This is a genomic window from Ignavibacteriota bacterium, assembly GCA_019637995.1.
Taxonomy (GTDB): Bacteria; Bacteroidota; Ignavibacteria; order Kapaibacteriales; family UBA2268; genus JANJTB01.
The window spans coordinates 157475-171494 of record JAHBUQ010000004.1 but is presented as its reverse complement, the minus strand read 5'-3'; the positions used below and the strand labels follow the sequence as shown (position 1 = coordinate 171494).

Below are 14020 nucleotides of genomic sequence, written 5' to 3'. Positions count from 1 at the left end.
CTGTTGAATTTATAATATAATTCACCGGCTGCTACTTCTGCAAGGGCAGCCGGTTTTTTTTATTAAAAAGCAACAAAGATAATTATTTTTCTTAAATCACCTTTTTCAAAAATAATATTTGGAATTGTGAAATAATTTGTATATTAGTATTGTGGATTTTGTCAAAGTTCATAAAAATATTTTTAAAAGGGATTTTTTGTTATCTGTTTCCTAATGAAGCAGAAATTTTATAAATTATTTTTGGAGGTAGAAATATGGTAGTAGAAATGAAAAGCGGTTTGTCTTGTCCTAAAAATGGTTGACAAATAAATTATAAAATAAATTCGATTAATATCATCGAATATTGTTATTTAGATTGCAATAAAATTCATTGTAATACTGTTCTGGAGTCTTCATATTTAAACTTAAGTGTGGGCGCTCATTGTTATATAGCTCGATTGCTTCTTTAACTAATTTTCGACATTGAGGAATATTTATTCTTAAGTCTGAGATTCCGTATTCTTGCTTTAAGATTCCGTTTATTCTTTCGGCGACTGCATTTTCTTGGGGACTACCTCCTTTTGTTGTGCTTGTTTCGATATTATTTGATTTCAAGTGCTTGGTATATTCACTACATAAATATTGGATTCCACGATCTGAATGGTGGATGGTCTCGGACTGACGTTTACTATTTTTAAGACTCATTTGTAAAGCCTTTATTACTTCCGAAGTTTTTTGACTCTTGCTCAAGTTGTAGCCTAAAATCTTTCTACTGTATAAATCTGTCACTAATGACAGGTACATAAAACCTTGTGAAGTTCGAACAAAGGTTATGTCGCTAACCCAGACCTGGTCTGCTCTATTTATCTTTATACCTTTGAGTTTATTTGTATATGTTGGCAATGTATGTTTACTTTTTGTTGTGTTGGGATTACGTCTTTTTCGCTTTACATGAAAACCATTTTCACCCATCAGATTGATAAATTTGTCACGACCTAACTTTATATTCTCAGTTTTGAGACTTTCTTTAATCATTGAATATATCTTTTTACAGCTTAGTTTACTATTACGTATACGCTTAGACAGAGCCATTGAAAGTACTTTATGATTGTTTACTGTGTCTAGTTCTATCTTGCTGTTATGCTTATAATAGGCTTGACGGCTCAATGATGCTATTTTGCATATACTTTCTATCGATGCTTTCGGGTTGACCGCTTTGGTGAGACCAATGGCGGTGTATCTGGCTTTTTTACAGCATCTATTACCCCCTGTTCTTGAAGTACGTCAATTACATTTTCTAAATAACTTACTTTCAATTTGCTGGAAGATAGTTCCTGCTCCAATTCTTTTATTCGATTTTTATATGTTTGTGATATCAACTTGTCATTCATAGTTAAACTACCTGGTGATTTTGGTTTATATTGATTCTTGCCGTATTGCCGACACCAATTAAGTACTGCTGAATTTCCCTTTATGCCGTACTTTATGCGAGCGCCTTCTTTACTTATGCGACCTGATTCTACTTCGGCGACTACAGATTTTTTAAAATTCTCTGTGTACATTCGCTTGTCTCCTAAAATAAGAAATTTTTTCTTTTGTGACATCTTTTTCTCCAATTTTGTGTCAACCTATTTCAGGACAAGACCATTATTAAAATCTTAGATTTTGAAATATTTTCATATAAAATTAATCAAAATGTTTTCTTAATCGTCTTGAATTAATTACGAACAATGTATTAATCACAATGCAACAAAAATTTTTGAATACTGTTTTGATAATTTTTTTTATAGGTTTTACCATTTTGTCAGCTAATATGAATAGTGCCAGGCTGCTTTTTTATGGAGCAGTAGAAGACGAGGATAAACTTGAGCAAGCAATCAAAGAGTTCGAGCAAATAATAGCTTCAAATCCTAAGATGGAGGGCGTCGCCACAACTTATATCGGCTCGCTTATTATGCTTAAAGGTAAGCACGCTTTCTGGCCCCACAAGAAAGTGGCTTTTGTTAATGAAGGGCTCGAAGTTATGGATAAGGGCTTGAAAATTGACCCCAATAATATTGAATCGCTTTTTATTTATGGCTCAACTTGCTATTATCTGCCGTCATTCTTGGGGAAATCCAAACTTGCTAAAGAAAAGCTTAGAAAGTTAGTAGAAATTATTGATGATGATAATATTGTTCTTTATGACAATAAAATTATGACAAATGCACTTACTTTTGTACTAGAAAAAATTGAAGTTTCTGATTCTGATAAAGTGAAAATCAATAAATATCTTACCAAACTTGAATCCCGAAAATAGTAATGAAACGAATCGGGATAATCGGTGGCGGTTTGGGTGCTTTATCAGCGGCTATATATCTTGGCACGACAGGCAGATACAAGATAGATATCTTTGAGAAAAACGAATCACTTGGCGGCAAACTCGGTGAGATTCATAATCAGGGATTTCGATTTGACACAGGTCCTTCTGTTGTAACAATGAAGAGTATTATCAATGATGTTTTTCATGCAGCTGCCGAAGACCCGGATGAATACCTGGCTTATGATATTCTTTCCCCGGTTAATCGTAATTTTTTTTCTGACGGAACTTTTGTTGATACTTTCTCTGAAATTGATAAGTTTAGAGATGAAATAGCAAAAATATCTTCAGAGTCTGCTGATAATTTAAATAAATATTACAATAGAATTTCCGGTATTTATAAGCGAACTGCAGATGTATTTTTATATTCTCAAATACATGAAGTGCTTCACTTAATCAAAACCGGTAATATTCCAAATCTATTTGATTTCACAAAAATTGATGCATTTTCGACTATGCACGAAGTCAATTCCGGCTATTTTAAAAATGAAAAGATTCTGAAAATTTTTGATCGTTATGCCACATATAACGGCTCATCGCCACATCTTGCACCCGGGACTTTGAATTTGATTTCCTATGTCGAACTTGTTTTAGGTGCATATTATCTCAAAAGTGGAATTATAACATTGCCTCGCGCTTTTGAGAAAATATTGAGAAAGTATGACGTCCAAATACACCTAAATCAAGAGGTGGATGAAATTTTGGTTGAGAGCGGAACTGCCAAAGGACTTAGGGTAAATGGTGTAGTCGAAAATTATGACTATATTATCTCAAATGCAGATGTTGTCCATACATTTTCTAAATTGATACGTGGTTACGAAAATATAAGGAGTAAACTTGAAAAAGTCGAACCCTCAATCTCCGGGATGGTGTTTCTTTGGGGAGTTAAAGGAGTTCATGATAATTTCCTCCATCATAATGTGGTTTATTCTGATGATTACAAGAATGAATTTGATGAAATATTCACTCAAAAAAAAGCACCTTCAGACCCTACGACATATATAGCCATTACTTCCAAGACAGATCCGGAGCATGCCCCTGTGGGTTGCGAGAATTGGTTTGTATTAGTAAATATGCCTTATTTGAATGATAATCCTATTGATACAGAAGAAGTTAAATCGAGGATTTTCAAAAAATTGAAATCTATAAATGTTGATATTGAAAGTAAAATTATTTTTGAGAGAGTTATAACTCCTCAGGATTTATATAATCGCTATCTGAGCAACAAAGGCAGCATTTACGGAATATCATCTAATAGTATGTTTACTGCATTCAAGCGACAATCAAACCGCTCAAAAGTCGTTAAAAACCTCTATTTTTCGGGTGGTTCAGTACATCCGGGAGGCGGTATTCCACTTGTAATTCTTTCGGGTAAACATTCTGCAGAAATAATAAAAAGACTTGATTCTTAAGAAGCCTGCTGAATAATCTGTTATTTTGTAATACTGAGCCGCAAGTTGAAGCATCTAAAAAATAACTGGTTGATTCATTTCATTCAACACGACAAATCCAAGAGTGAAACAAACAAGACACCATAGTCACATTGAGCGAAGTCGAAGTGTACTCTTTAGTCTTCGACTCCGCTCAGACTGACAAAAAATACCATAACAACAACCCAGTGTCACATTGAGCGAAGTCGAAGGACTCAGACTGACAAAAAATTATGTCACTTAGAATTTTGACAGTATTTTCAATCAATTCTTTTTTAATATGTAAGATGCTTCCATACACAGGAAATTTCTGACAATCTTGCTCCCTGCAAGAAATCCGAGTTTTAATGTCGGCAATCCGAATTTCATTTTAAAAACTGGTCTGAGTAGATAAAAATCTCTTTTGACAATTTCATAGCCTGCATTCTTGGCTGCTTTTTCAAATTTTTCCGGTGATAGTTTAATATTTATTAATCTTATAACCTCTTCAATATCCTGTGGTCTTCCACTTTTGATTAGCGATTGGAATGTCTTTTCAGGCAAATGGTGAATATACGGAAGGCGGCTTGGAAATTTTCCAGCCAAAGTATGTTGGTGACCGCCATAGGGAGAATTGTACGGTGGAAATGATACAAACAGGTGACCACCCCGCTTGATGACATGGCTGATATTGCGTAGTGCAATTTCAGTATCATCGAGATGCTCTATTACATCCCTTAATATTGCAAGGTCATACTTATCAAGCCAACTTTCATCCGGCTTGCCGTAAATTATATCATTATAAACGTATTTGACATCAAGTCCAGCAACTTTTGAAATTACTCTTCCCATTTCCAGCCGCGATTCAGCGATGTCAGTTCCCACACATTCCACAGCGCCTTTATCTGCAAGAGCATGAAGAACACCACCCTCAGCAGAGCCGATTTCTATTACTTTATCTCCGGGTTTGAAATATCCAAGTTTCGTCAAATATGGTACAATTGTTACTCTTCCAAGGTCATACATATAACCCCAGTAATACTTGTCATTATCCGAAATGTCACTTTTAAATACTAAGTCTTTGATTTTATCCGTCATTATAATTTATGTTTACTTGTTAATTTTGAATTTTACGAAATTGTATATTAAAAATTGCTTAAATTAATATGAAAATAGCTTACTTATCAACTTTTTATCCATTTCGGGGCGGGATTGCACAGTTCAACGCAGCCTTGTATAACGAATTTCGTAAGAATTATGATATTGAAGCATATACATTCAAAGTTCAGTATCCGAATATTTTATTTCCTGGAAAAACTCAATTTGTTCAATCGGATGATATTGCTGAAATGATAGATTCAAAAAGGATTCTTAATACTGTAAACCCATTGACCTATGTGACTACAGCTGACAAAATCAAAAAGTATAATCCTGATATTCTCATTACAAAATTTTGGATGCCATTTTTTGCTCCCTCATTAGGATATATTGCAGGTAAATTAAGCAAATCTACAAAGAGAATTTCAATATTGGATAATGTAATTCCTCACGAACTAAGATATGGGGATATAACTTTGATTAATTACTTTCTTAATCGCAATGACGGATTTGTTGTTATGAGCGATGCTGTGAAGCGAGACTTGCTCAGAATCAAGCCGGATGCTAAGTATATTTTTCATCCGCATCCGCTTTATGACCATTTCGGAGAAAAAGTTTCTCAGCAAAAGGCAAGAGCAGAACTCGGTCTTCCGGTTGACAAAAAAGTCATTCTGACGTTTGGTTTTATTCGTGATTACAAAGGGATTGACCTTGCCATTTCAGCAATGAAGATACTTGGTGATGAGTATTACCTCATTATTGCAGGTGAAGTTTATGGCAGTTTCGATAAATATCAGACGCAAATTGATGAGCTGGGAATAAATAGTAAAATATCACTTTTTACAAAATATATATCAGATGCTGAAACCTCACTTTTCTTCTCAGCGGCTGATGTTTGCCTTTTGCCCTATAAGTCGGCTACTCAAAGTGGTATTGTTGCTATATCATATCATTTTGATTTACCTGTAATCGCCACAAACGTTGGCGGTCTTGCCGAAATGATTGAGCCTTGTGGGGGAGGAATTATGACTAAAAATGTTTCAGCAGAGTCTATAGCCGACACAGTTAATCACTATTTCTCTGAAAACGACGTTGAATTCACAAGCAATATCCAATCTTACAAAAAGCAGGCTTCATGGGATAGTCTTGCTCAAAATATAATAAAATTTAGTGGAGAAATTTAAGTATTATGCAGAGTTTTTGGAAAGAACCCAACAAGAAGTTTATAGCACTTGCACCGATGGAAGATGTTACTGATACTGTTTTCCGTGAAATAGTACTTAAAATCTCCGAGCCCGGAACTTTAAATGTGCTTTTTGCTGAATTTACATCAATAGATGGGCTTTGCCATCCGATTGGTCGTCCCAAAGTCAGCCACAGACTCAAAATCAGCGATAGTGAAAAAGAATTAGTTAAGAAAATGGGAGTGAAAATAGTTGCTCAGATTTGGGGCTCTGACCCAGAGAAATTTCATCAGGCTGCTAAGCTAATTTGTGAGAATTACGAATTTGACGGTATTGATATAAATATGGGATGCCCTGTAAAGAAAATTGTTAAGCAAGCATCTTGCTCAGAGTTAATCAAGTACCCGGAGCTGTCAAAAGAAATTATTCTTGCAACAAAAGAAGGTTCCAATATTCCAGTTTCCGTTAAAACACGTACCGGAATCAAACATCATGAAACCGAAAGCTGGATTGAAAATTTATTGAGTACTAATCCCGAGTGCATAACTCTGCACTGCCGTACTCAAAAGATGATGAGTGACTACCCCGCTGAATGGGACGAGATGAGAAAAGCTGTTGCCGTAAGAAATCAAAGTGGCAGAAGTACGATTATGGTGGGTAATGGCGATATTTTATCACTTGAAGAGTGTTACCTTAAAATTGAAGAATACGGTATGGAAGGAGCTATGGTTGGGAGAGGGATTTTCAAAAATCCTTGGTTTTTCAATACTAAGCAAACTGAACATAGTGCTGAAGAGAAGTTGAATCTTCTCTGGAAACATGCTAAACTCTATCATGACACATGGGATAATGAGAAAAGTTTTGCTATTATAAAAAGATTTCTGAAAATTTATACTTATGATTTTTATGGTGCATCAGAAATCAGAGCCAGAATGATGGAAACTATGAAATTAGAGGATGTTCGTAATATTCTCGAATCTCTTGACTATGATTTAAATCTGGAGTAGCAAATTATGTTCGAATTCTCAGCAATTGATTTTGCACTGATTGGAGTTATAATTGGAGTTGCCGAAGTTAAAGCATATTTCGTGCGTAAACAAAAAAACAAAAAGAAGGATATCCTTGGTGGCAGTGAGGAAAAAGTTCTGCTCTTCGATAATAAAAAACTCAAGTCATACCAATATATTCTTTATGGATTAGGCGGATTATTAATTGCATCAGGTATGCTTGCCACAATAATTAAGGGGTTTAATTGGGAACTTGGCAAAACTGTTTCTTATGGTTTGGCAATGATTTATTTTCCAACGAGATTTAAGGACTCACGAACATTGATGATTGGCGGAAATGGAATTGTAATTGGTGCTTTTACTATAGACTGGAATGAGCTTGACAAAATTGAATGGGATAAAGATATTTCTCAGAAATTGTGGGGTGTTAAATTCTATAAAAAGGGCAGTATCGTACCACTGAAATTTTATGTAAACCGAGAATACAAAACAAAAGTAGAAACTGAGTTGAATGATAAACTGAGAAAAATTGCTATTTAAATCTTTTAAATACGAAAAAATATCATATATCTAAAATTACTTTCCATATAAATTCCTTATGATATCACAAGCTTGATTAATGTCTTCAGCAATAAAAATTCTCTTGTTATCAATTTGTAGAAATCCTCCGAGATTATGCCACTCACTCCCTACAAGTATTAGATGACGGTCTTCAATTAATTTTCTTTCTAAAAGTGAGGCAACAGCTGAAACCTCCAAAAGTGTTCCGCTTTCACCGCACATTGCAATATAAAAATCCCCAAGGTCAATTAAAATCTCGAGTCTCTCAAAGTAATCTTTAGACCTGATTTCATCAGAAAGAAATTCATTGGGAACTCTATCTTCAAACAAGTCGCAGGTTATTCCAATTCTTCTGACTCCATTTTTGACTGCACCTCTCAAAGATGCTTCCATGACACCGCTATAGCCTCCGGATGCGACATCATAACCAAGACTCGAAACAAAATTTGATATTGCAATAGTATCTAAGTATCTTTGTTCATTTTCTAATATTTTACTACTACCAAAAAATACACAAACGCTCATTTTTTTCTCCGTTCTTTTTAAGAATTTTGAAGAAAGTTCTAATAAATAACAAACTCAATCTAAATTTACATAAAACTTTAACAACTTAATTGACTCAATTGATAATCCACTTGCGTTAGCAATTGTAGCTTACATTGCAAACTTTTGAAAAACTTCATTCGTTTGATAATTTAATTAATAAAATCAAGCATAATATCATTATTAATTCCGGTTAAAAAATTATCGCTTGAAGCCAATATCTGTGAAATATCATTATGACTCTTTAAAAAAAAATCATTATTTATTTACATAATTAAGTCAATATTTTAGTAAACAATAAAATTTTGAAATTTAATCTTCTACGGGTGTTTCGATAATAATTTGAACAGTACGGCAATAATAACGCCCTTCAGGGGTTTCGTTGTCGTAAAGTATTATTTCCTCTCCGATTCCTTCAACAATAGCTGATGGGATTTTCAATCTGTCAGCAACTGATTTTGCTCTTTTTTCGGAAATTCTTTTATTAATAGCTTCATCACCTATCAAATCGGTATATCCTTTAATATAAACTGTCGCATTAGGTGTCACTCGATTTTTAATGAAGTCAACCACTTGATTATGCTCTGAACGAAGATTTGATTTTCCGAAATCAAATAAAATTAAACTGTAATATTCAAATTCTTTGTCCTTAATTCTCTCAAGGCGCTTGCGGTCAATCGTCAAACGTTCGATTGGTAAACGGTTCCTTGCTGAAACGGCTGTCTGGGAAAGAGAATCAGTTACAGTCAGAAAATAAAATATATTGCCGGCAGTTTTGGGTGCTCCGTTTGATGCTTTATCTAATTTCCAATCCAGATTAACCGGAACATTGCCCTTGCCGTCATAAGAAACTAATTCCTTAGAATCAAATACAGCCTTTACTTCCCAATTTTTTATACCAACATCAGACTGTGAGCTTGGTTTAAATCTCAAGTTGTATTCAGATAAAATTCTCATTGTATCCACAGTAAAAACCGGCTCAGTAATTCTTGGGTCACTTGCTGATATTTCGACTCTTCGGTTTTCTTCATCACTTCCCGGGTCGTCTAAACGGGTGAATTTTTCAGGAAGGTTCCTTGAAGTTATTGGCATTCTTGTGGCATCAATTCCCCAGGTATCCCTCAAATAATCTCTGACTTTAAGAGCTCTGTCTCTTGATAAAGCAGTATTACCTTTTTCATCACCTGAATTTGAATTTGTTCCAGTAATTTTTATGGTAGCATCGGGGTAATTATTCATTCTCATTCCAATAATATTGAGCACATGATAATAAGTCTCAATTGGTCCGAGATTCTGGAGCGATTCCTTACTGAATTTTTCTTTCACTTTTTTGCTAAGTTGTATATACTTATCAGGTATATTTGAAGATAATGAATCAAAAAATACGTAAGTCAGCAAGGGTCTCATATTATAAGAGATAAAGTCTTCAATTTTCAAACTGAAGTTTTTATTCTCATTACCAAGACTGTCCACTTCAACAATAGAAATATCAGCTTCCAGAACAGGAGGTTCCTGTGGCAACGGCATTTCAGGGAAAGGTGGCGAGAGTGGTGGAGGTGGTGGCGGCGGTGGCGGCGGTGGTTGACGATACTTCACAGCTGCTCCAATTTGAAACTGATGAATGTTCCATGTCTGGTTTTTAATCACGGGTGTAAACTGAAGGTTGTAAAATATTTCAGGCACTATAAATAGCGAACCTTTTTTGTTCATTGGCAAAGTATAGCTTGCACCGATTTTCAAACCTAAAAGTAGCACATTCGGGTCGGGCAAATCTCCAAATGACACATTCCAAGTTTGTAATCCATTGCTGAATGTGCCGCGATCTTTTGGGTTTGTTATTTCTTCGATATGAGAATAATTATGGTCAACAAGTAGCCCTGCACGGAATCCGAAATGACCGAAAAGTTCCTTATGGAGTCTGTATGCAACCATTGGTTCTATACCAATAGTACCAAACTGAACATCAAATTGATTTTCTATTGTTGCAGGTATTGACCCGCCTGTACGAATATCTAAAACAGGTAGAACCGTCTGTTCGGATAAAAGACCATTGTAAGATGAATAAGTCAGTCGAAGCATTAGCTGCAATTTATCATCAATTGGATAATCAATCAGTCCACCGATATAAAATCCTGTTCCAAAGCCACCGGTGAATTCAGGACAGCAACTATTGAACCCCTGAATATCAGTTATTGATGTAGAATGAAGATTTAAATTTAGACCACCAACAATTCCAAACTTTGGCTTTAACTCATAATTGACAGAATCTGCTACTTCAGTTTCTTCCGAAATAGAGATATTTGTTAACATTACAGCAAAAATACAAACGTAGAATATAATTTTCAAATTCATTTATAATTATTTCAATTTGTCAAGATTACAAAATACAAATATAAGCATTTTAGTAAATGTAAATCTATTCTTTATAATTTTGTTTATAAAATTATTTAAAATTATTAGTTTCAGCCGGAAACTTTTAGTTTTCGGGATTTTTCAACCGGAATTGTAATTCCATCAAGATGTTTAGAAATATTATTTCTTATTATCATGGCAATTTCATTATGCTTTTCGGGATATGATTTAATTTGTCCGCGCAGAATTTTATAATTCAACTTATCGAATGACTCATTGCGAATGAGAAGCGTTTCCAGAGATTTTTCTTTGCACTCTTCGCTGCAAAATCCGAAATACTTTTTATACTTGTCTTCAGTGCTAATGATTTGGTCATTGCATTTACCAAATCTGCAATTGAAATACTCTTCAGCCGGCTCGCCTGAATAGTGACATTTAGAGATAATGGTATGAGTGCTATCATCACCAACCGGTGTACTTATTCTTCCATCGAAAGTGTATAGATTTCCAACCCAATTTTTATCATTAAATTTGTTGACATATTTTACAACACCACCATCAAGCTGGAAAACACCTTCAATTCCTTCTCTTTCAAGCAAAGCGCCGGCTTTTTCGCATCTTATTCCGCCTGTACAATACATTATGATTTTTTTATCAGAATATTGCTTTTTGTAGTCTTCAAGCACATCTTTTAGCTCTCTGAAGTAAATTGTTCCGGCAGGAACGGCATCACGGAAATGTCCAAGATTATACTCATAATCATTTCTCATATCAAGCAGAACATAATCATCCCGATAATTTTCCATCACTTCTTTAAATTCATCTACAGAAATTTTATGGGTTGATTGCTGAATTTCAGATGATTTGAATATTTCGCCTAAAGCTACAATTTCTCTTCGGTAGCGTACTATCATTTTATTAAATTGATGCTCAGTGACTAAAGTAGTCTTTTCTTCTATGTCCGGAATATCTCTGAATTCAGGTATGGACTTTAAATATAACAAGTATGCTTTGATTTGTCCAAAGTTACCGGAAACTGTGGCATTAATTCCTTCTTCGCCAATGAAAATTCGACCCCGAAGACCAATATCTACACAAAAATCCCTGTGCTGCTCAGTTAGTTCACGGGGATTTTCGATATCAACAAATTTATAAAAGGTAAGTAATTTAAAATTGCTCTTTTGTTTCATACTCAATATATATTTTTAAGGCGTCTGGATACCTTCCTCTGTCAAATTACCAACAACATAATGAATCCCGGTTTCATAGCCGCAGCCGATTGCAAGTGATGGCTGATAAACCAGAAATTCGTGTTTAATAATATCAAAACCATTTATAAGCAATACCACAGCAAGAGCAACAAGTACAAGACTTTGAATATCTTGAGCATCATTAGGGTAATTTTTCAAAGAATTTGAAATAGTTTTAAATGCTTTAATCTCAGACTGCTTACCTGTTGCATCCCACAAATCCTTTTTAAACCAGTCTTTAGGCTTAGATGAAGGCAAAAACTTTGAGCCTTTAAGAGTAATTTGTATTTCTCCGCCAATACCAGTGGCAGCATCTTCTTTATTACTCACATCACCCAAACCAAACCATATTGATTTAACAGAAATAGGTAATGGGTCAGAAGTAATTGTCTGAACCAGCCAGTTTTCAAATTCAATCAGGGTTCTGTCGAAATCAAGTCCTTTGAGGGAACCGAAATTATAACCGGGAATAATTTCGCCGATTGCGTCAAAAATCATCTTTTTTCCGCGGTCAATATCGGGCTGTTGCTTAATTAGTTTAAGAATAAAATCGTCAGTTTTCTTTGCTCTGTCCATTTTCGTCTTCTTTAGTTGCACTTTCAAAATCAATAGATACAGAATTGATGCAATATCTTAATCCTGTAGGATTTGGACCATCGTCAAATACATGCCCCAGATGACCGCCACACTTATTGCAAACAACTTCGGTACGAATCATCCCATGACTTGTATCAATTACTTCTTTAATTGCTTTTTTATCTTTTACATCAGAAAAGCTAGGCCAGCCACAATGTGAATCAAACTTTGTATCGCTATCAAAAAGCACATTGCCGCAAGCTTTACATTTATACAAACCGTCTTCAAAGTGCATATTATACTTACCGGTGTGTGGCCTTTCAGTACCCTTCTTACGTAAGATATAATACTCTTCGTCAGATAGAATATTTTTCCATTCAGTATCAGATTTATTTATTTCAAAGCTCATTTCGCTATTTTCTTCAATTTGTTCTTTTTTATTTTCAGCATTACAGCAAACTGCAAATATACTAAAAAAGAATGTTAATGCAATTATTTCAGCCCATTTCATATATATTGCTCATCAATCCTAAAAAAAAGTAATTGACGATGAAATTGAGTCAAAATTTTCTAAAAATATTTATATTTACTTCACATCGCCAATAATAACCGGCTCATATTCTTTGACTGAATTAACAACGAGTTCAACATTACCTGGATTAGTAACCAGCACCATGCCAATTCCCAAATTGAATGCCGCTCTCATTTCTTCTTCAGAAATATTACCTTCTTCCTGTATAAGCTCAAAAATCGCAGGTCTTTTCCAAGAATTCCAGTCAATATTGAGTGACAATCCATCAGGCATAATTCTCGATGTATTTCCAATCAATCCACCTCCGGTTATGTGACTTATTCCAGTCAATACCTGCATTTCTACAAGTGGTAGGACATATTTCAAATAGCTTTTATGCACTTTTAAAAGTGCTTCACCTACTGTTTCATCAAGGTGGTTGACAAAATCATTTACATTGTATTTCGGGAAAAGTACTGCACGTGCAAGTGAGTATCCGTTTGTATGAAGTCCTGTTGATTTCAGTCCGATAAGAACATCACCTTTCTTGATACTTGTGCCATTAACAATATTTTTTTTGTCAACTACTCCTATGATTGTACCTGAAACATCATATTCCCCTTCATTATACATCGAAGGCATTTCAGCAGTTTCTCCGCCAATAAGTGCAGTCTCATTTTCTTTGCAGGCAGTTACAAATCCCTCGATAACATCAACAGTGACATCAGGATTAAGCTTGCCGGTAGCAAAGTAGTCAAGGAAAAATAATGGTTTTGCTCCACAACACAAAATATCATTTACGCAGTGATTTACTAAGCACTGGCCAATTGTTTTGTGGTAATCAGACATGAATGCGACTTTTAGCTTTGTACCGACTCCATCTGTGCTTGCAACCAATATTGGATGTTCGTATTCTTTAAATGAAGCGTCGTAGAAACCGCCGAATAAACCTATATTTGATAAGACTTTATCATTATGTGTTGATTTTACAAGAGGCTTTATTCTGTCAACAGTTTCTTCGCCTGCTAATATATCCACACCTGAATCTTTATATGAAATGCTCATGATACTTTTTTAAAATGATAATTATATTAAACAACAAAAATAATCAATTAATAAATTGCAGCAAAGCAATATATTAAATAGACCGCTGTAAAATGTCAAAAAATTTACAACGGTCTAAAATTATTA

At 34.6% G+C, this 14020-nt stretch carries 14 protein-coding genes; 5 read left to right on the top strand and 9 right to left on the bottom strand.

Annotated elements, in window-relative coordinates; genetic code table 11:
• Positions 1-333: 333 nt before the first annotated feature.
• Complete coding sequence (locus KF896_15045) at positions 334-1209, bottom strand: IS3 family transposase (protein ID MBX3045026.1); 876 nt, start codon at positions 1207-1209, stop codon at positions 334-336.
• Positions 1170-1541, bottom strand: coding sequence for a hypothetical protein (locus KF896_15040; protein ID MBX3045025.1), 372 nt, complete (start codon positions 1539-1541; stop codon positions 1170-1172). The genes KF896_15045 and KF896_15040 overlap by 40 nt, the downstream gene beginning before the upstream one ends.
• A 239-nt stretch (positions 1542-1780) precedes the next feature.
• Between KF896_15040 and KF896_15035 the strand changes: the two genes are divergently transcribed.
• Together KF896_15035 and crtI are read left to right on the top strand one after the other, a co-directional pair.
• Positions 1781-2278, top strand: a complete 498-nt coding sequence (locus tag KF896_15035) for a hypothetical protein (protein MBX3045024.1) — start codon at positions 1781-1783, stop codon at positions 2276-2278.
• Between the two features lie 2 nt (positions 2279-2280).
• Entirely contained in the window at positions 2281-3750 is a 1470-nt protein-coding gene (gene crtI, locus KF896_15030) for a phytoene desaturase (protein ID MBX3045023.1), read from the top strand.
• Between the two features lie 282 nt (positions 3751-4032).
• On the opposite strand, the gene KF896_15025 is transcribed toward crtI, so the two are convergent.
• Positions 4033-4845: a class I SAM-dependent methyltransferase gene (locus KF896_15025; GenBank protein ID MBX3045022.1), complete on the bottom strand. Its 813-nt coding sequence runs from the start codon at positions 4843-4845 to the stop codon at positions 4033-4035.
• A gap of 68 nt (positions 4846-4913) precedes the next feature.
• Here KF896_15025 and KF896_15020 point away from each other — a divergent pair, with 68 nt between their 5' ends.
• Genes KF896_15020 through KF896_15010 form a run of 3 tightly spaced genes read left to right on the top strand, consistent with a single transcriptional unit; the run spans position 4914 to position 7576 of the window.
• Positions 4914-6029 (top strand): glycosyltransferase, encoded by a 1116-nt coding sequence (locus tag KF896_15020; protein ID MBX3045021.1) that lies wholly within the window; start codon positions 4914-4916, stop codon positions 6027-6029.
• Positions 6030-6034: 5 nt separating this feature from the next.
• Positions 6035-7036 carry a tRNA-dihydrouridine synthase gene (locus KF896_15015; GenBank protein MBX3045020.1) on the top strand — a complete coding sequence of 334 codons (1002 nt, stop codon included), beginning with the start codon at positions 6035-6037 and terminating at the stop codon, positions 7034-7036.
• A gap of 6 nt (positions 7037-7042) precedes the next feature.
• On the top strand, positions 7043-7576 hold the full coding sequence (locus tag KF896_15010) for a hypothetical protein (protein ID MBX3045019.1): 534 nt from the start codon (positions 7043-7045) through the stop codon (positions 7574-7576).
• A gap of 36 nt (positions 7577-7612) precedes the next feature.
• On the opposite strand, the gene KF896_15005 is transcribed toward KF896_15010, so the two are convergent.
• The 6 genes from KF896_15005 to purM form a co-directional block, all read right to left on the bottom strand.
• A complete protein-coding gene (locus tag KF896_15005) occupies positions 7613-8122 on the bottom strand; it encodes an LOG family protein (protein ID MBX3045018.1) in 510 nt (169 codons plus the stop codon).
• Positions 8123-8452: 330 nt separating this feature from the next.
• Entirely contained in the window at positions 8453-10492 is a 2040-nt protein-coding gene (locus KF896_15000; GenBank protein MBX3045017.1) for an OmpA family protein, read from the bottom strand.
• A 110-nt stretch (positions 10493-10602) separates the two neighbouring features.
• Positions 10603-11682, bottom strand: a complete 1080-nt coding sequence (locus tag KF896_14995; GenBank protein MBX3045016.1) for a rhodanese-related sulfurtransferase — start codon at positions 11680-11682, stop codon at positions 10603-10605.
• A 15-nt stretch (positions 11683-11697) separates the two neighbouring features.
• Positions 11698-12318 carry a hypothetical protein gene (locus tag KF896_14990; protein MBX3045015.1) on the bottom strand — a complete coding sequence of 207 codons (621 nt, stop codon included), beginning with the start codon at positions 12316-12318 and terminating at the stop codon, positions 11698-11700.
• Entirely contained in the window at positions 12296-12727 is a 432-nt protein-coding gene (msrB, locus tag KF896_14985) for a peptide-methionine (R)-S-oxide reductase MsrB (GenBank protein MBX3045014.1), read from the bottom strand. The genes KF896_14990 and msrB overlap by 23 nt, the downstream gene beginning before the upstream one ends.
• Positions 12728-12904: 177 nt before the next feature.
• Positions 12905-13894 carry a phosphoribosylformylglycinamidine cyclo-ligase gene (purM, locus tag KF896_14980; GenBank protein ID MBX3045013.1) on the bottom strand — a complete coding sequence of 330 codons (990 nt, stop codon included), beginning with the start codon at positions 13892-13894 and terminating at the stop codon, positions 12905-12907.
• Between the last annotated feature and the right edge of the window lie 126 nt (positions 13895-14020).

Coding starts and splice junctions, on each gene's coding strand:
- KF896_15040 (MBX3045025.1), bottom strand. CDS start 1,541: ATGTACACAGAGAATTTTAAAAAATCTGTAGTCGCCGAAGTAGAATCA.
- crtI (MBX3045023.1), top strand. CDS start 2,281: ATGAAACGAATCGGGATAATCGGTGGCGGTTTGGGTGCTTTATCAGCG.
- KF896_15025 (MBX3045022.1), bottom strand. CDS start 4,845: ATGACGGATAAAATCAAAGACTTAGTATTTAAAAGTGACATTTCGGAT.
- KF896_15020 (MBX3045021.1), top strand. CDS start 4,914: ATGAAAATAGCTTACTTATCAACTTTTTATCCATTTCGGGGCGGGATT.
- KF896_15015 (MBX3045020.1), top strand. CDS start 6,035: ATGCAGAGTTTTTGGAAAGAACCCAACAAGAAGTTTATAGCACTTGCA.
- KF896_15010 (MBX3045019.1), top strand. CDS start 7,043: ATGTTCGAATTCTCAGCAATTGATTTTGCACTGATTGGAGTTATAATT.
- KF896_15005 (MBX3045018.1), bottom strand. CDS start 8,122: ATGAGCGTTTGTGTATTTTTTGGTAGTAGTAAAATATTAGAAAATGAA.
- KF896_15000 (MBX3045017.1), bottom strand. CDS start 10,492: ATGAATTTGAAAATTATATTCTACGTTTGTATTTTTGCTGTAATGTTA.
- KF896_14995 (MBX3045016.1), bottom strand. CDS start 11,682: ATGAAACAAAAGAGCAATTTTAAATTACTTACCTTTTATAAATTTGTT.
- KF896_14990 (MBX3045015.1), bottom strand. CDS start 12,318: ATGGACAGAGCAAAGAAAACTGACGATTTTATTCTTAAACTAATTAAG.
- msrB (MBX3045014.1), bottom strand. CDS start 12,727: ATGAGCTTTGAAATAAATAAATCTGATACTGAATGGAAAAATATTCTA.
- purM (MBX3045013.1), bottom strand. CDS start 13,894: ATGAGCATTTCATATAAAGATTCAGGTGTGGATATATTAGCAGGCGAA.